This window comes from Lysinibacillus sp. FW12 (genome assembly GCF_050817245.1).
Classification (GTDB): Bacteria; Bacillota; Bacilli; order Bacillales_A; family Planococcaceae; genus Lysinibacillus; species Lysinibacillus irui.
This window is the reverse complement of sequence record NZ_CP139094.1, coordinates 2129506-2145626: the sequence shown is the minus strand read 5'-3', so window position 1 is coordinate 2145626 and position 16121 is coordinate 2129506. Positions and strand designations below refer to the sequence as shown.

The 16121-nt window shown below is 38.3% G+C and carries 18 protein-coding genes; 6 read left to right on the top strand and 12 right to left on the bottom strand.

The features are described 5' to 3' along the window. The first annotated feature begins 109 nt into the window (after positions 1 to 109). On the top strand, positions 110 to 538 hold the full coding sequence (locus tag SJW71_RS10905; protein ID WP_274793350.1) for a hypothetical protein: 429 nt from the start codon (positions 110 to 112) through the stop codon (positions 536 to 538). Between the two features lie 97 nt (positions 539 to 635). Here the strand turns inward: SJW71_RS10905 and SJW71_RS10900 are convergent, their stop codons facing one another. Then, the gene (locus SJW71_RS10900; protein ID WP_431812202.1) at positions 636 to 1481 is read right to left on the bottom strand and encodes an alpha/beta fold hydrolase; all 846 of its coding nucleotides are present in this window, start codon (positions 1479 to 1481) and stop codon (positions 636 to 638) included. A gap of 153 nt (positions 1482 to 1634) precedes the next feature. Between SJW71_RS10900 and SJW71_RS10895 the strand changes: the two genes are divergently transcribed. Together SJW71_RS10895 and SJW71_RS10890 are read left to right on the top strand one after the other, a co-directional pair. Beyond that, complete coding sequence (locus SJW71_RS10895; protein ID WP_431812136.1) at positions 1635 to 1913, top strand: hypothetical protein; 279 nt, start codon at positions 1635 to 1637, stop codon at positions 1911 to 1913. 1 nt (position 1914) lies between these two features. Then, the gene (locus SJW71_RS10890; protein WP_431812135.1) at positions 1915 to 2400 is read left to right on the top strand and encodes a tetratricopeptide repeat protein; all 486 of its coding nucleotides are present in this window, start codon (positions 1915 to 1917) and stop codon (positions 2398 to 2400) included. A 258-nt stretch (positions 2401 to 2658) separates the two neighbouring features. Here the strand turns inward: SJW71_RS10890 and SJW71_RS10885 are convergent, their stop codons facing one another. The 4 genes from SJW71_RS10885 to SJW71_RS10870 all read right to left on the bottom strand — a co-directional run bounded on the left by SJW71_RS10885 (position 2659) and on the right by SJW71_RS10870 (position 6755). Further along, positions 2659 to 3702 (bottom strand): phosphotransferase family protein, encoded by a 1044-nt coding sequence (locus SJW71_RS10885; protein WP_274793354.1) that lies wholly within the window; start codon positions 3700 to 3702, stop codon positions 2659 to 2661. A 13-nt stretch (positions 3703 to 3715) separates the two neighbouring features. Beyond that, positions 3716 to 4492, bottom strand: a complete 777-nt coding sequence (locus SJW71_RS10880) for an SDR family oxidoreductase (protein ID WP_312506449.1) — start codon at positions 4490 to 4492, stop codon at positions 3716 to 3718. Beyond that, complete coding sequence (locus SJW71_RS10875; RefSeq protein WP_274793356.1) at positions 4489 to 5724, bottom strand: acyl-CoA dehydrogenase family protein; 1236 nt, start codon at positions 5722 to 5724, stop codon at positions 4489 to 4491. Before SJW71_RS10875 ends, SJW71_RS10880 begins: the two co-directional genes overlap by 4 nt. Positions 5725 to 5861: 137 nt before the next feature. Continuing rightward, positions 5862 to 6755, bottom strand: coding sequence for a LysR family transcriptional regulator (locus SJW71_RS10870; RefSeq protein ID WP_274793357.1), 894 nt, complete (start codon positions 6753 to 6755; stop codon positions 5862 to 5864). Positions 6756 to 6895: 140 nt separating this feature from the next. Between SJW71_RS10870 and hutG the strand changes: the two genes are divergently transcribed. Together hutG and gltS are read left to right on the top strand one after the other, a co-directional pair. Beyond that, a complete protein-coding gene (gene hutG / locus SJW71_RS10865) occupies positions 6896 to 7861 on the top strand; it encodes a formimidoylglutamase (protein WP_431812134.1) in 966 nt (321 codons plus the stop codon). Further along, positions 7858 to 9042: a sodium/glutamate symporter gene (gltS, locus tag SJW71_RS10860; protein WP_274793359.1), complete on the top strand. Its 1185-nt coding sequence runs from the start codon at positions 7858 to 7860 to the stop codon at positions 9040 to 9042. The genes hutG and gltS overlap by 4 nt, the downstream gene beginning before the upstream one ends. A gap of 49 nt (positions 9043 to 9091) precedes the next feature. Here the strand turns inward: gltS and SJW71_RS10855 are convergent, their stop codons facing one another. The 7 genes from SJW71_RS10855 to SJW71_RS10825 all read right to left on the bottom strand — a co-directional run bounded on the left by SJW71_RS10855 (position 9092) and on the right by SJW71_RS10825 (position 15583). Then, positions 9092 to 10354 carry a polysaccharide deacetylase family protein gene (locus SJW71_RS10855; RefSeq protein ID WP_431812133.1) on the bottom strand — a complete coding sequence of 421 codons (1263 nt, stop codon included), beginning with the start codon at positions 10352 to 10354 and terminating at the stop codon, positions 9092 to 9094. 218 nt (positions 10355 to 10572) lie between these two features. Continuing rightward, positions 10573 to 10953: a hypothetical protein gene (locus SJW71_RS10850; RefSeq protein ID WP_431812132.1), complete on the bottom strand. Its 381-nt coding sequence runs from the start codon at positions 10951 to 10953 to the stop codon at positions 10573 to 10575. A 139-nt stretch (positions 10954 to 11092) separates the two neighbouring features. Beyond that, a complete protein-coding gene (locus SJW71_RS10845) occupies positions 11093 to 11929 on the bottom strand; it encodes a D-alanyl-D-alanine carboxypeptidase family protein (protein WP_431812131.1) in 837 nt (278 codons plus the stop codon). Positions 11930 to 12006: 77 nt separating this feature from the next. Next, positions 12007 to 12624 carry a histidine phosphatase family protein gene (locus SJW71_RS10840; RefSeq protein ID WP_431812130.1) on the bottom strand — a complete coding sequence of 206 codons (618 nt, stop codon included), beginning with the start codon at positions 12622 to 12624 and terminating at the stop codon, positions 12007 to 12009. A gap of 45 nt (positions 12625 to 12669) precedes the next feature. Next, positions 12670 to 13089 carry a DUF3995 domain-containing protein gene (locus SJW71_RS10835; RefSeq protein ID WP_431812129.1) on the bottom strand — a complete coding sequence of 140 codons (420 nt, stop codon included), beginning with the start codon at positions 13087 to 13089 and terminating at the stop codon, positions 12670 to 12672. Positions 13090 to 13188: 99 nt separating this feature from the next. After that, positions 13189 to 13698, bottom strand: coding sequence for a TetR/AcrR family transcriptional regulator (locus SJW71_RS10830; protein WP_431812128.1), 510 nt, complete (start codon positions 13696 to 13698; stop codon positions 13189 to 13191). Between the two features lie 196 nt (positions 13699 to 13894). Next, a complete protein-coding gene (locus SJW71_RS10825) occupies positions 13895 to 15583 on the bottom strand; it encodes an AAA family ATPase (RefSeq protein ID WP_407134925.1) in 1689 nt (562 codons plus the stop codon). 93 nt (positions 15584 to 15676) lie between these two features. Between SJW71_RS10825 and SJW71_RS10820 the strand changes: the two genes are divergently transcribed. Beyond that, a complete protein-coding gene (locus SJW71_RS10820; protein WP_274793368.1) occupies positions 15677 to 16111 on the top strand; it encodes a hypothetical protein in 435 nt (144 codons plus the stop codon). The last annotated feature ends 10 nt before the right edge of the window (positions 16112 to 16121 follow it).

Below are 16121 nucleotides of genomic sequence, written 5' to 3'. Positions count from 1 at the left end.
TCTGGTCTTTTCTTTTAATCTTCAGATAAATGGACGTTTTACCATCTTCCAGAAGGCTCTATGACATAGATTAGAAATAGATAAATGACATAAAGGAGCGTTGTATGAAATGGATGACAATAGATATTTAACACGAATAAATTGGGAATTTAATAATTATCATAAATTTGCTAAATGCTATTGTGAATCAAAGAACTATTACTTAGGCCAATATGATGGCAATGATCATTTGGCTGAAGAAGATTCCTATAAAATCAAATATTATAATAGCCCTCAATTTGAAAAAACAGTCCAGGAGAAAGGTCAGAGCAAAAAGCATTGTGAAAATTGTATCTGTCATCATTTAGAATGTTTCGAACCAGGGACATTAGTAGATGTTTTCCTATCTGATGGCACAAGATTTTTACGTATTTATTTCCTCTACTTCGATTCCCAAAACTGCTGTGGGAATTTCCTTCAAATCGAAGGAAATAGACTGCCTGTCATCATTGATTGCCGTAAAATTGAAGCGATTCGTAAAAGCTGTACAGCAAAATAACTCTTTGGCTCTTCCCTTTTTGGAAGTAGCCTTTTTTGCAAAACATAATAAGGAATAAGGCCGGTTATACGCCATATAGCGTAACCAGCCCTCATAATTATTCTTTTTTGATCCATTGTATAAGTTGTTCATCGAAATACGCAGGTTCTTCAAACATTGGATTATGACCGCTTTTTTCAAAAATGACTTTCGTTACGTGGGGAACTTGATCTACTGTTTCCCATAAGGCTACAGGTGCAACTAAGTAATCATACTTGCCTAAACCTACAAAGATTGGCTTATGGAATTGGTGTACAAGTTGACTTAGATTCTGCTGGGCAAAAGCCACACCCCAAAGATAATCAATGATTTCCATATTCGTATCAACGTCTTCCCACATGGATGCGGCATTAAAAGTATAATCATAGAAGCTATGTGCCCCCATACGAATACACATATGAACAAAGCGTCGTTTGGGGTCCTGTTCAATATCCTGCTCCAACAAAGCAATATCTTGCTCAAATTGTTTTTTACGCGCTGCATTTGCATGTGTTTCAAAATAGGAAATGCTTTGCTGCTGTCTCTCTTGGCTATTTGTTGGGGCTGTATTCAATAGGATGACTTTTTCAACATGCTGGGGATAGGCTATAGCATACGCCATCGCCATAAATGCGTGACCTGAGTGTCCTAAAATAATCACATTATCCAGCTTTAGTATTTGCCTAGCTTGTTCAATATCTTCAACTATTTTATCTAAAGTATAATCTTCTTGTTTCATAGGTCGTTTTGTTGATTTCCCAAATCCTCGATGATCTAAAAAAATAAGTTGAAAATGTTGGGATAATTCCTGTGAAAACAGACGTGGATAATAAATACTACTACCCACAATTAAAATGGGCTGACCATGCCCCTTTATACAATAGTTCAATTCAAATCCATCACAAACCATTTTATTATATGTCATATTGGTATCCTCTTTTCTTTTTTGTGCTATCACTCCCTTTCCTCTTGGTGTTCCCATGTCTTTTCCATTGAACGATCTAGCATTCAATTCACCTCAAAGATGGTACTTTTACACAAACAATACCATTTGTAGCGCTTTCTAGCAATTAGTATCATGTATAATGAACAAAAGGAGGAAGTATATGAAGGAAAGTCTAATGGTGCGACTGAAAGCATTCCTTCTCATACTAATTATGTAGAGTTCATCACAACATTTGGGGGCGCCTATGCCGGAATAGCGGTCCATGCTTTTTCTAATGGTTCCAGTATCGGAAATGAAACCGTTGTTAATTTAGCGCTAGATTTTCGTCAACAATTCCTCGATTATCTACCTCCAAATATTCTAGCTACTAGCTATGTTTATGAATGGGAAAACAACAAAGGAGTTAAATAAAATGGATAAACAATTAGAACCTATTATTACGTTAAGAAAAAATGGCCAGCTTGAGGAAGCTAATCAATTAATGGTAGCTCTACTAAAGGGAAACCCTGAAAATGGCTACTATCAATTTCAATGTGCCTGGACATACGATTCTTTAGGAAAAGAAAAGGAAGCAGTTCCACACTATGAAAAGGCGATTGCATTAGGACTTGAACCTGATGTTTTAGTTGATGCCTACCTCGGATTAGGTAGTACCTATCGTACTCTAGGGCAATATGAACAAGCAAAACAGACACTTGAACAAGCTATGCACGAATTTCCGGAAGCTGAGCATGTCAAAGTCTTTTACTCCATGACACTCTATAATCTTGGCGAGCATAGTAAATCAATGGAAACATTGCTAAATACATTAGTACGGACAACCAGTCATCAAGGTATAATCGATTATAAAAAAGCTATTCACTTCTACAGCGATAAGCTTGATCAAATATGGTCATAATATTAAACGGGTTCTCGAATGAACCTGTTTTTGTTTTGCCACCGCCTTTCTCATAGCCCTTTATAAGTGAGAAAATGTATGATAAAATAAGAACGCACATTCGCTCTCTCTTATTTTTTTACGGGCGATGTTAGGTTATGTAAATGGGTCTTCGTGCGAGAAGTCATACATAGATAAAAAATATAGTGTCGGATAATCTGCTATAAATGCCTATAAAAAACAGCTACTTTTGGTGAAAAGTAACCGTTTTTCTATTCTTTATATCGATTCTGAGGCTTGTTGAATTAATGCAGCCACCATTTTATCCATTTGGGCAAAGCGATCATCCTGTGTTTGCCCTTTCACATAGCGGTAATAAATTTGCTGACAAATGACGGCTAATTTGAAATAAGCAAATGTACAGTAATATTGAATGTTTGAAACATCTCGTCCGCTTTTCTCTGCGTAGCGTTCAATAAATTGCTGTCGTGTATAAAAACCTGGCATGATGGTTACAGGTGGTTCACCAAGTGCATGTAACAGCATTTTCGGGTCATCCGCCTGCATCCAGTAACTCATCGCCACGCCGACATCTGCTAGTGGATCCCCTACCGTCGTCATTTCCCAATCGAATAGACCAATCATTTCAGCATAATCATTAGAGAACATGGCATTATTCAATTTATAATCATAATGAATAATTGTTGCCTCTTTATTATTTGGAACATGTTTCTTTAACCATTCTGTCAAAGTAGCTACTTCGGCAATCTCTGCCGTTTTCGCCCTTTCATAGCGCTCGATCCAGCCATGGACTTGTCTTTCCATAAATCCATCAGGCTTCACCATATCCTTTAATGATGTATCTTGATAAGGGATGGCATGAAGTGCAACTAAAGAGTCGACCATCATTTCAGACAACTGGCAAGCTAGTTCCTCTGAAGGTACTGTACCTGTTGGAAAATGTGTATCCAGGACAACACCTCTTTTGCGCTCCATTAAAAAGAAATCACTGCCAATAATATCGGAATCCTCCACATAAACATACGGCTGTGGAACCGCTTTGAAGAAAGGATGCAATGCCGATAATATTGTAAATTCTCGCTTCATATCATGTGCCTTCTTGGCAACTGGTCCAAGTGGTGGTCTACGAAGAACGACTTCAAAATCAGCTATTTTTAAACAATACGTTAAATTAGAATGTCCAGCACTAAACTGTGTTATTTCCAGTTTCCCCTTTGGAAGTTCAGGAAAATGATTTGCTAAAAAGGCTTGTAATTTAACAGCATCTAGACGCTCACTTGCCCTTACTTGCATTGTATCCATTTTATTTTCCCCCTTATATAATGGAACTCATGCCTCCATCTACTACAATGACATCACCTGTTACATAGTCTGAAGCTGGGGCCGCTAAAAATAATGCTACTCCCTTGAGATCATTTTCTGAGCCTAAACGTTTTAAAGGTGTAACCCCCATCAAATAGTCTTGTCCACGTTCAATTAAAACATTGGACATTTTTGTTGGGAAAAACCCAGGTGCAATGGCATTGACATGAACACCGTGTGGTCCCCATTTGACCGCTAAATCCTTCGTTAATGTGATAACAGCCCCTTTACTTGCATTATAGGCAATGGTATCCATAAAGGCTGGTAAGGTACCACCCAGTCCTGCAATCGAAGCAATATTAATGATTTTGCCGCTTTTTTGCTCTAACATAATTTTGCCAACTGCTTGACTCATCAAAAAGGTCCCATTAACATTGACATCAAATACTTTTTGCCAGGCTTCATAAGGCATATCAATAGCAGGTGTGCCCCAAGATGCCCCACTGTTATTGACTAAAATATCAATCTTACCGAATGTTGTGATCGTTTTAGCCACCACATTAGCAATATCCTCAGGCTTTGTGACATCACAAGCTAACGCTAATGTTTGGACACCTAATGTTTCAAGTGCTGCGGCAACTTCCTCACAGGCTTCTACTTTTCGTGAGCATAGAACTACATTGGCCCCTGCCTCTGCAAATCCTTGGGCAATTTGCGCACCAAGACCACGGCCACCACCTGTTACAATAGCTGTTTTACCTTGTAAGCTAAATAACTCTAGTACTGTCATTTCACCAGCTCCTCTTGTTTAGTCGCATGTTTTTTTAATTCCAGCTTAGCAATAGTATTTCGATGTACTTCATCTGGTCCGTCTGCTAAACGCAATGTGCGAGAATTCGCCCACTGTGCCGCAAGCGTTGTATCGGGTCCGACCCCTGCCGCGCCAAATGCTTGGATAGCTCGATCAATGACGCGCAGTGCCATATTAGGTGCAACCACCTTAATCATCGCAATTTCTGCTTTCGCCTCTTTATTCCCCACCGTATCCATCATATAAGCTGCCTTTAAGGTTAAAAGTCTTGCCTGTTCAATATCGATGCGAGATTCAGCAATACGCTCACGCATTACCCCTTGATCTGCTAATGGGCGATGAAAGGCATGTCGCTGTTGTACCCTTCTACACATTTCCTCCAATGCACGTTCAGCTGCGCCAATTAGACGCATACAATGATGTATTCTTCCTGGACCAAGACGACCTTGAGCAATAGCAAAGCCTTTGCCTTCTCCCCACAAAATATTGTCTACTGGTACACGCACATTCGTAAATGTCACCTCACCATGACCCTCTGGCGCATGATCGTAACCAAAAGCCGTCAGCATCCGCTCTACTTTTACCCCTGGTGTGTCCATTGGTACTAGAATCATAGACTGCTGCTCATGGATTGGTGCTGTTGTATCTTTATGCTTTCCCATAAAAATGGCCACTTTACAGCGTGGGTCACCAGCACCTGTTGTCCACCATTTATGGCCATTTAAAATGTATTCATCCCCATCTCGCTCAATGCTTGCCTCAATATTCGTAGCATCACTGGATGCAACAGCAGGCTCGGTCATCGCAAAGCAAGAGCGAATTTCTCCTTTTAGTAACGGTTCAAGCCATTGCTTTTTTTGTTGGGCAGATCCGTACCGTACAAGCACCTCCATGTTACCTGTGTCAGGCGCATTACAATTGAAAACTTCTGGTGCCAGAAGGGAACGCCCCATAATTTCACATAAAGGCGCGTATTCTAAATTTGTTAAACCTGCCCCATATTCGCTATCTGGTAAAAATAAATTCCATAATCCTGCCTGCTGTGCCTTCTGCTTTAGCTCGTCCATAATCGGTGGAATCGCTCCCCAACGATCCTCCATTGCTTCAACCTGTGCCGTATAAACTTCTTCATTTGGATAAATGTATTGCTCCATAAAATTCGTCAGCTTGTCTTGTAACTCCACCACTTTTTCACTATAAGAAAAATTCATGGAAGATACCCCCTTTGCTTGAATTTTGATAAAATGAATGAATGTTCATTTTCATTCTTACATTAAATGTTACCGCTATATTTTTGGTAAAGCAATGCTTTATTTCGCGAATTTTCTAATATAACAGAAAATTATTTCTATATTGTCTTTGTTTCAAAATACTGCAAAATGTCTTGCAACAATTGACGAATGGCCAAAGGTAAATGACGCTTTTTTAAATACACCAAATAAACATTTCGACTAAGATTTGCCCCTTCAATTTCTTTTTTTATAATGGTTTTAGCTGTCGGGCCTTGTAAATAATTTTCCGGTAAAATAGTTACTCCTAAATTTTCTCGGACAAGGGAAACAGCTGTTTCAAAGCGTTCAATTTCAAATTGAATATGAATATTTTTACCTGCCTGTTCAAAGGTATCTAAAATATCACGTCTTGTTTGAAAGCCTTCCGTACTAATAATAAATGGCTCTTCACTTATATCAGAAATAGTTACTTTTTCTTTTTTGGCTAATGGGTGGTGTAATGGTAACACTGCAACTAATCTCTCTTCATATAAGGTTTTGACTTCCAACTCTGGATCATCCATCAACTGATTGGTAATGATTAAATGAGTTTTATAGCTTTTTAAGGATTTTTTCACACGCTTACTGCCTAAAATGTCAACTAAATGGATGATCATTTCTGGATAATCTTTTTTATAATTGGCAATAACTTTAGGCAACCAATGCTTAATAGATTCCATGACACCTATAGTGATTTCCCTCGTACCATGGATAATGACTTCATCCATTTCAATTTTTAGCACTTCCATATTTTTTACAATAACTTTTGCACGTTCAAATAACACCTCACCAGCTTCTGTTAACTGCAAATTTCTCGTATTTCTCTCCAATAAAGGTGATCCTATCTCCTCTTCTAATTTTTTGATGGCATTACTTAATGATGGCTGTGAAATATGCAGTCTTTCCGCGGCTTTTGAGAAATTCATATGTTCTGAAACGGCAATAAAATAGTGTAATTGTTTAATATCCAAAAGCAAAATCCCCCTTCATTTATAGCTAAAAGCTATAGATTAATATTAATTATATATTAGTAATTATAATTATGTGAATATATAATGAATTACAACAATACTTTTTCTACAATAATATTAGCAATGGGGTTGATAAGGTTATGTATACACTAACAGATCAAAAACAATGGAAAGGCCGTATAGATTCTACGACAAATAAAAGTAGCTTTCGTTTACATCAAAAAGTACAAAGATTAGCGATTAATGATGTAAGCGCTTCAGCGAAGAGAAGTGCTGCACTAGTTGGGTTTATCTGTGATGAAGGGGTACGTCGAAATCAAGGTCGTGTAGGAGCTGCAAATGGCCCAAATGCACTGCGAGAAGGGCTATCTAGCTTACCGTGGACGTTTGAGGACGAGCAGCAAATTATCGATGTCGGCAATGTCGTTTGTCTCAATCATACTTTAGAGGAAGCACAGCATGAGCTTGGCGAAGTTGTCGGAACCGTATTGCAAAAGAACTTACAATGTGTGGTGCTTGGTGGTGGACATGAAACACTGTATGGCCATTATTTAGGCGTTCGCTCTGCCTTACCAAAGGAGGCTAAGGTTGGTATCATCAATATCGATGCCCACTTTGATTTACGACCATACGATGAACAACCTTCTTCAGGTACCATGTTCCGTCAAATTTTAGAGCAGGATCCACATACCGATTATTTTGTCGTTGGTATCCAACGCTACGGCAATACAAGAGAATTATTCGAAAAAGCAGATGAATTAAATGTGAAGTATGTTTACGAAGATCAAATGACCGTAGCCAACCAACAGCAATTAATGGATGACCTACAACACTATATGGATCAGCATGATTATATTCTTTTAACATTATGTATGGATGTCTTGAATGCAGCATTTGCTCCAGGTGTAAGTGCTCCTTCACCATTTGGACTTGATCCATCCACTGTACGTTCACTACTACAAAAAGTAACGGCACATCCTCATACACACTCATTTGATATTTGTGAGGTCAATCCGTTACTAGATGAAAATGGTCGCACTGTAAAACTAGGGGCATATTTTGTCTATGAAGCATTAAACAACTTACTTGGGGGGCAAGGCTCATGATCGAAATAAATCAAATTACAACTGTGTTTTTAGCCGTTGCACTCTTTGCATTGGGTAGCTTTCTCATTAATAAAATAGGATTTTTAAAACGTTTCTGTATTCCAGCACCAGTTGTGGGTGGCTTGCTATTTGCCGCCCTTGCAACCATTTTAAAGACAACAGGTGTTATAGAAATTTCACTTGATACTTCATTACAAAGCTTATTTATGATTACATTCTTCACTACAATTGGATTAGGGGCAAGCTTTAAACTAGTGAAGCTCGGTGGTAAATTACTTATTATTTACTGGCTAGCATGTGGCTTTCTCGCTTTAATGCAAAATGTGATTGGTGTTTCTCTTGCCTCACTCATGGGCATACATCCTTTAATCGGAATGATGGCTGGCGCAGTTTCAATGGAAGGTGGTCATGGGGCTGCCGCTGCATTTGGACAAACATTAGAGGATTTAGGTATTTCTTCTGCCATGACAATAGGTGCCGCTGCCGCAACATGTGGTTTAGTTGCCGGTGGTTTAATCGGAGGTCCAATTGTAAAATACCTAGTAGGTAAATACAATTTAACACCGGATGAACAAGAGTCTGAAGAAATCGACTATGAAAATAAACAGGAACAAATTACTTCTGAATCGTTCTTTACACAAGTATTATTAATTACTTTCTGTATGGCTGTTGGGACGTATGTTGGGACATTATTCTCAGAAGCAACAGGCTTCGTCCTACCAGGTTATGTCGGAGCTATGTTTGTCGCTGTATTAGTGCGTAATATTATGGATAAATTCAAACCTGAAGCCATTAATATGAAAAGTATTTCATTAATCGGGGACGTGACATTAGGTATTTTCCTTTCAATGGCGCTAATGAGTATCAAATTATGGGAAATTGCTGATTTAGCTCTTCCTTTATTCATCATCGTCTTTGCACAAGTATTCTTTATCGTTGTATTTAGTACTTTCGTGTTGTTTAAATTACTCGGCAAAAATTACGATGCCGCTGTAATGGTTGCCGGTTTTGCAGGACATGGCTTAGGAGCAACTCCAAATGCCATGGCTAATATGTCAGCCGTTGTACAACGTTTTGGTCCATCTAAAAAGGCCTTTCTCGTGGTACCAATTGTCGGCGCATTTTTAATCGATGTGTTTGGTATTCCTATTATTATTACAACGATTAATTTATTTAAATAAACAACAAGCCGTGTATAGGTCTCTACAAGACTATTACACGGCTTTACTATTATTGTAAAATCTCACTTACCGTTACTAAGTCGTAGCCTTGTTTTTGTAAGTATTGCATAACATTTTCTAAACCATTCGCTGTCGTTTGATGAATATCATGCATTAAAATAATGCTACCATCTTTAACAGATGCTTTAACAGAAGCTAAAATCTTATCTGGATTGTGGTGCTTCCAATCCAGCGTATCAATCGACCATAAAATGGACGGAATAGTTATGACGGACCGGACTTGCTCATTCGTCGCTCCATAAGGTGGTCGAAAAACGGTAGGATACTGCCCAATGGCCGTATAAATGGCATTACTTGAGCCATTAACTTCTTGTTTAACACCCGCTATAGATAAAGTCGTTAATTTCTTATGGCTTAACGTATGACTACCAATTTCGTGTCCAGCCTCATAAACCTGCTTGACGATCGTTGCATTTTTTGAGACATTTTTCCCTACCATAAAGAACGTAGCCTTCGCATCATATTTTTCTAAAGTCGCTAAAATTTGTGGTGTCACTTTGGCATCAGGCCCATCATCGAACGTTAAAGCTACACGTTTTTTCGCACCTTTTGCTGCTGGAATTCCTTTATTATATACTTTATTATTCGTTAGTTGAATATTGGCTAGCTCTGAAGCTTTGACATACCCCTTTTGGTCACCCGCTTCCACATAGGACCAGCCAGCAAGTGTTATGTAATACTGGACAGTCGTTTTATTGGCAAGTGTACCAAGGACCTCTCCACTTGGGCTAGCTGTTAAACGTAATTCAGCACCATTCACTGCATTAATTCGTTTCTTTGTTGGGACAGGTTTTTTTAAAGCGTTCGTCGCAACATAGCCTGTATCTTCACCATATTGGACGAATGACCAGCCACCCAGTGCTGTACCATATACAAAAACCACGCGTCCTTCATATAACTGTCCAACCTTTTGTGCGTTTTGCCTTGGCGCTGTAAATAACGTCGTGCCACCCTTTTGCATTACTACATAACCCTCAGACTTCAACTTGACTAAAACATCAGACGCCACATAGCCCATCTGCTCTGGCGTTTGAATATGTGTCCAGCCTTTACTTGCTGCTAGCACAGTAACAAAGCTACCCTTCGTTAGTTCACCAATTTCTGCACTATTCGAGGAAGGCTCTTCATAGATGATAGTATCCTTGGTTACTTTCTGAATGACCACGGACCCTTCAGCATTGGTAGTTAATGGTCCAATCAATAATGCCAATATAAACGTCAAAAATATAGTATAGGGTAATAATTTTTTCATTGTTCTACACCGCCCTTAGATGTCTTTCCATGTCGTTTGCTAAAAAAATACGAAGATTTAACTTTAATTATAGAGTAATCGTTCATGCCAGAAAATAGTAATAATCAACTAGATTCCATTCTATAAGGCCGTTCACATCTGCGCGTTTGTAAACCTTTATACACTGCTTGTTCCCGTTTTTCTACGAACCACAGCATAAAAAACGTTATATAAATATTTCACCTCCTTTTGCGGGTCACGCTTGGAGTGAATGGCGGACCTGTTTCTGTGGGGGAATTTCTTTGGGAATGTAGCGCCTTCTTCATCATGATGAGCGACTTTCTCAAGGATTGGAGCATCTCCTTTGCTTTGGTCAGCGCTTTGCTCCGGGAATGGGGCGCATTTTTCACTTTGGTGAGCACTTTGATCCTTATTTGGAGCGCTTTCTTCACTTTTATGATCACTTTACTACCTAATTGGAGCGACTCCTTCACTTTTATGATCACTTTTCTCCTTATTCGGAGCGCTTCACTCACCTTTATGATCACTTTACTACCTAATTGGAGCGCTTCACTCACTTTTATGATCACTTTACTACCTAATTGGAGCGCTTCCTTCACTTTTATGATCACTTTACTCTTTATTTGGAGCGCCCACTTTTCTCCTTAATTAAAACTTCATCGAATCTCCTAGAACGGACCGCACTATTAAGACGTTTCAGGCTATGAAAAAGTTGAGATGTTTTCATAGATTTCCCATCTACAGGGCATTGTAGGCAGTTAAAGCATCTTCAATATGCGGGGGTGGTGTCCGAACATCGCTTGGGGCATTGGTTGTTATGAATAGAAATGATTTGCCTTCTTTTTCGATGATGGACGCGAGACATAATCCGGCTTCAGGTGTATACCCTGTTTTTCCGCCTAATATGGGTCCATCTAAACCAGGCATTTTTGTAAACAACGAGTTTGTGATGATTAGCTCATTAGGTACATGGGTCGTATAGCTTTTTGAAGTAAATATGTGATAAAAGGTAGGGTTCTCTAAAGCATAACGTAGAAGTTTACTAATGTCCCGAACGCTTGATACATGTGCCTCGTCATGTAGACCACTTGTATTAACGAAATGGGTATCATTCATGCCTATTTCCTGTGCTTTGTTATTCATATAAGTGACGAATTTTTCCTCACTGCCTGCAATTGCCTCAGCAAGTGTTCCCGTTGCATCAGCGCCTGAGGCAAGCAAAGTGCCATATAATAAATCCTCAATTGTCACAAAATCACCAGCATGAAAGCCTGCCATTGAGGCATTCTGAGCAGTATAGGTAGCAATCGTTTGCGGTTCTACAATGGTCTGTTTTTGTAGATCTTCCGTTAATTCAATTGCCACTATGGCTGTCATGATCTTTGTTAAGGATGCAGGATAAATAATGGCATCAGCATTTTTTTCAAATAATACTTCGCCTTGTGTATTGAGTAACAAAGCATTTTGACTATGTAATGATGGCAGTTCTAGTTGAACCTTTTCATATGTTTTGTTTGTATAATACAAAGCGAACACCACGATACCAATACAGCAAAGCAACACCAAATTTTTCATAAAAAAACGCCTCCTACACAATATAATAAGAGGCATTTCTGAATATTCCTTCCTAAATAAAAGCAATTAAAAACGTTTTATAGATAATAGTCATCTTCAAAATTAGAACAAATTCTTGTTATTTTTTTATTAGCTAATTTAAAAAAGATATCTTGAGAAACTTCTAATTTGAGAGCATCCTCCTTCTGAAGACCCGCGTAAATTCCTCGTAAGATCCGACTAGTTAGCCCATGTGAGACAACAATTAGCTTTGAGTATTGTTGTATATCCTCCAGCCATGAGGTTAACCTGCTTACTACAGCTTCGTAGCTTTCCCCATCTGGCGCAAGGAAATACCAATTAAAAACATCCGTGTCGGCTAACAAGTCTGGCCAGGTGTGCTGTATTTCTGCCATGGTTAAGCCAGCCCATTGCCCTACAGCAACTTCTGTCAAGCGATGATCCTGTTCCACATCATTCACATCATAACCGATTGTTTCACAAAGCAGGGCAGTGCTTTGCATAGCTCTCCCCAGTGGACTTGTAACGATTTTCCAATCGGTTGCATCACCAATTAGCGTTTTTAGCATGCGTGCATGTTGTTGAACCTGTTCTCGACCAAGTTCGGTTAATGGTGAATCGAGCTGTCCCTGATATCTTCCTTCTCTATTATAGTTCGTCTCACCATGACGAAGTAAATAAATCTTTTGCTGCATATTTTTCCCCCTATCCCGTGCTTTCATGTTAGAGGATGATTGCTGTTAAAACAATAGCTCGAGATAAATGAAGCCTAAAAACAAACATAACGGACTATAAAATTTTGTATCGTTTTTGGCAAATTGTGAATGTTTGATGCTTTTAAAAAACCCAACATATTTAAAATCACCAATAGCCCTTGCAATAAATACACATGCACAAACTGAACTTCCTACTTTAGAAAAACTAGAGGGTTGAAAATACGCCACAAATCCTTGCTGAATGAGGATAATTAGGCTTGCCAGTAGTATAAGGGTAGCAACACAGAGCGTTCCCCATTTTCTTGGCACGAAAACTGCTTGTTGTCCCCCTCCTTTGACTGGAATCACTGCACTAATTCCCCATCGTCCCCCAAAAGCCCAATAAATATGAATGATACTAATCATCCATAAAAGGACAATCGCCATAATTGATAAACTATACATAATAGGTTCCTCCCTCGCACTCAAAACATACGATATCGTATGTTTTAGCGATAAATAGAGTCCCAAGAAGCATACTGCTGCTTTCTAGGGACATCAGTTCTACTGTAATAGTAGTTTAATCATTTTTTCTAAATCAAAATGAGGATTAGCTTCAAATCGTGTCATCCAGCCTATATAGGTTAAATAAGCTAATCTCGCACGATCTTTGGAGACCTCTTTCGTCATCCCCTTTTTTTGATAGAGCTTTGCTACACAGGCAATGCGTTGTTCCTCAATTTGAACAATACGTGTTGCGACATGGGCATCATATTTAGCCCAAGCATATATGCCGATTTCTATCTTTTTATCTTTATGAAAGCTTATGCGTAACAGCTGTTCTAAAGTTGCATCCTCCTGCTCCATACTTTGAATGATGGCATTTGTTGCATGTGTTTCCCAATAGTCAAGCATGGCATCTAATAGCTGCTGATGATCACGGAAATAATGATAAAAGCTACCTTTGCTAATTTTTAACGACCGAGCTAATGCCTCGATGCGTACCTTATGGATGCCGCCTTCTGCTAATTGTTGTAGGCCCGCCTTAATCCAGTCATCTTTTGTTACTTGCATATGAACCCCCGAAAAAAATACGTTAGCGTATGTTTTGTATTATATTACCATTTTATTCATTGACTATCAACTCTCTTTCTTATGACGGACATTAATATTATTATTGATTGTAAAATTAATCGTCATGACACGCGGTAAAATACATGCACACACTAAAATAATTGCAATTAGCTTTTTCATTCTTCTACTCCTTGCTTTAAAAAGTATTATCAAATAAATTTTCTGAAATACCTTGTATAATATCTTGCTCCTCAAAGGTCATCAGTTCTTCCTTTGTAATCATTGCTTGCTGTATCAATCGATTGGATTGGATCGTTACTAGTTTTTCAAACAAGTTTCGGATATAACGTCCATTAGAAAAATTAGGAATCGTTTCAATAGGTATTTGGTGGAGTTGAGCTTTCATACGCTGGGCAAATGCTGCCCCAAATTGGTAATCATTTGTTTGACAAAGCATAGCAAAAATATCATAGAGCTCATCCGTACTAAAATTATCAAACTGCACAAAATGATTAAAGCGTGATTTAAAGCCTGGATTTGATTGTAAAAATTCCTCCATAAGCTCTGTGTAGCCAGCAACAATAATGACTAAGTCATCTCGTAAATCCTCCATAGCTTTTAATAAACTATCAATTGCTTCCTTACCAAATGCATCCTGTTTATCATTAATCAATGAATAAGCCTCATCAATAAACAAGACACCCCCCTTTGCTTTATTGACGACCTCCTGAACCTTTAGGGCTGTCTGACCAACATATCCTGCAACTAACCCTGCACGGTCTGTTTCAACAAAATGTCCACTCGATAATACGCCTAAATGCTTATAAATTTGCCCAATAATACGTGCCACTGTTGTTTTGCCTGTGCCTGGATTACCTGTGAAAACAAGGTGGTAGGTAATAGGAAAGCTTGTTAAACCATGGTCTACACGTAAGCTTTGAATTTTAATAAAGTTAATTAAATTATGTAATTCTTTCTTTGCATTTGGAAGACCTACAAGACCATCCAATTGCTTTTGAAGTTTGTTAATTTCCTGTTCAATTTCGGGCGTAATACGTAATCGTTCGTCATTTATAAATTCTCCGCTATAAATAATTTTGCCCTCTTCATTATAATAATCGCCTCGTCCATGTTTTTTCCCCTGCACAAGATCTCCAATATAAGAAGCCTGTCCATTATCATAATAAAGCGTTCCATGACCCGTCATTGCATCCTCTTTAAAATGTCCTTCCGCTTCCAGTACACCTTCTCTAGAATAGACCTTTCCTTTGCCATGCTTCAGATCCTCAAAGAAATAACCTTCATAATAGAGTGTAGTCACTCCACGGTCAAGCTCCTCTCCTGTTGGAGACTCTGCAGGATAATATAATTTCCCAGCTCCCTGCATATGATGCCAAATAAAATCACCCTCGTACTGTAAAAATCCGGTCGGATAATATTGCTTGCCTTTTCCTTTTTTCATACCATGGACAAAATCACCCTCATATTGTGGTTGATTTAAATGTGGATACATTAATCGTAGTTCTTGATACGGTGCAATTACATCTTCTTCATAATATAAAATGCCATAGCCATCCATTAAATCATTACGAAAATGGCCTTCATAATGAATTTGACCATCTTTATACAAAATACCATTACCTTGTTTTTTATTTTGAATAAATTCACCTTGATAAATGAGTTGTCCTTTTAAATACATGATGCCATTGCCTTGCTTCATATGATTGACGAATTCACCCTCGTATAATGGTTGGCCTTCTTGATCAAATAGTGTGCCTTTGCCATCATAAATATCGTGACCAAAATCGTTTTTTTTGACGCCACCTCGATACATGATTGTACCATCTGGATAAAATAATTCTTTTTCTTCATAATTATGTGTCATTTGATTGCCTTCCTTTATCATTTCAGTATATGCTCAATTATAGCGTGGAAAAGAATACATATGTGTGAATTTTTAGAATTTAAGGAGACGAGCATGAAAAAACGATACAAACTACTACTAGGCATTTTACTCCCACTACTTATTCTGTATATCTCGACAATGCTGTTAACAAGGGACACAGATTTTACAACAGAGGTAACAGAGCGTCTCGATCTAGAGGAAATTCATGAAATTGAAATTATTCGTTCTTCAGATGAAAAAACAATCACTTTGACAGATACAGCCAAAATCAATCAGATGATGGAGCCATTTAAAGACCTGCCGTTAAAAAAAATATGGTTTGCTAAATCCGATTTCAAGGAAGCTTATTGGATAACTTTATCAACTAATAATGACAGAGAAATTGGCTTACGTTTAGATGATGACAAGCATTTATTTGTTTATTTATATGAAGAAAACTACATGAAAGATTACAAACTTACCCAGGATTTTGATATGACATTCATTGAGCAGCATTTTCAGAAATAGAAAAACCCGT

Excerpts from the sequence above, each read along its gene's own strand:
- SJW71_RS10905 (WP_274793350.1), top strand. The coding sequence starts at position 110 with ATGGATGACAATAGATATTTAACACGAATAAATTGGGAATTTAATAAT.
- SJW71_RS10900 (WP_431812202.1), bottom strand. The coding sequence starts at position 1,481 with ATGACATATAATAAAATGGTTTGTGATGGATTTGAATTGAACTATTGT.
- SJW71_RS10895 (WP_431812136.1), top strand. The coding sequence starts at position 1,635 with ATGTATAATGAACAAAAGGAGGAAGTATATGAAGGAAAGTCTAATGGT.
- SJW71_RS10890 (WP_431812135.1), top strand. The coding sequence starts at position 1,915 with ATGGATAAACAATTAGAACCTATTATTACGTTAAGAAAAAATGGCCAG.
- SJW71_RS10885 (WP_274793354.1), bottom strand. The coding sequence starts at position 3,702 with ATGGATACAATGCAAGTAAGGGCAAGTGAGCGTCTAGATGCTGTTAAA.
- SJW71_RS10880 (WP_312506449.1), bottom strand. The coding sequence starts at position 4,492 with ATGACAGTACTAGAGTTATTTAGCTTACAAGGTAAAACAGCTATTGTA.
- SJW71_RS10875 (WP_274793356.1), bottom strand. The coding sequence starts at position 5,724 with ATGAATTTTTCTTATAGTGAAAAAGTGGTGGAGTTACAAGACAAGCTG.
- hutG (WP_431812134.1), top strand. The coding sequence starts at position 6,896 with ATGTATACACTAACAGATCAAAAACAATGGAAAGGCCGTATAGATTCT.
- gltS (WP_274793359.1), top strand. The coding sequence starts at position 7,858 with ATGATCGAAATAAATCAAATTACAACTGTGTTTTTAGCCGTTGCACTC.
- SJW71_RS10855 (WP_431812133.1), bottom strand. The coding sequence starts at position 10,354 with ATGAAAAAATTATTACCCTATACTATATTTTTGACGTTTATATTGGCA.
- SJW71_RS10845 (WP_431812131.1), bottom strand. The coding sequence starts at position 11,929 with ATGAAAAATTTGGTGTTGCTTTGCTGTATTGGTATCGTGGTGTTCGCT.
- SJW71_RS10840 (WP_431812130.1), bottom strand. The coding sequence starts at position 12,624 with ATGCAGCAAAAGATTTATTTACTTCGTCATGGTGAGACGAACTATAAT.
- SJW71_RS10835 (WP_431812129.1), bottom strand. The coding sequence starts at position 13,089 with ATGTATAGTTTATCAATTATGGCGATTGTCCTTTTATGGATGATTAGT.
- SJW71_RS10830 (WP_431812128.1), bottom strand. The coding sequence starts at position 13,698 with ATGCAAGTAACAAAAGATGACTGGATTAAGGCGGGCCTACAACAATTA.
- SJW71_RS10825 (WP_407134925.1), bottom strand. The coding sequence starts at position 15,583 with ATGACACATAATTATGAAGAAAAAGAATTATTTTATCCAGATGGTACA.
- SJW71_RS10820 (WP_274793368.1), top strand. The coding sequence starts at position 15,677 with ATGAAAAAACGATACAAACTACTACTAGGCATTTTACTCCCACTACTT.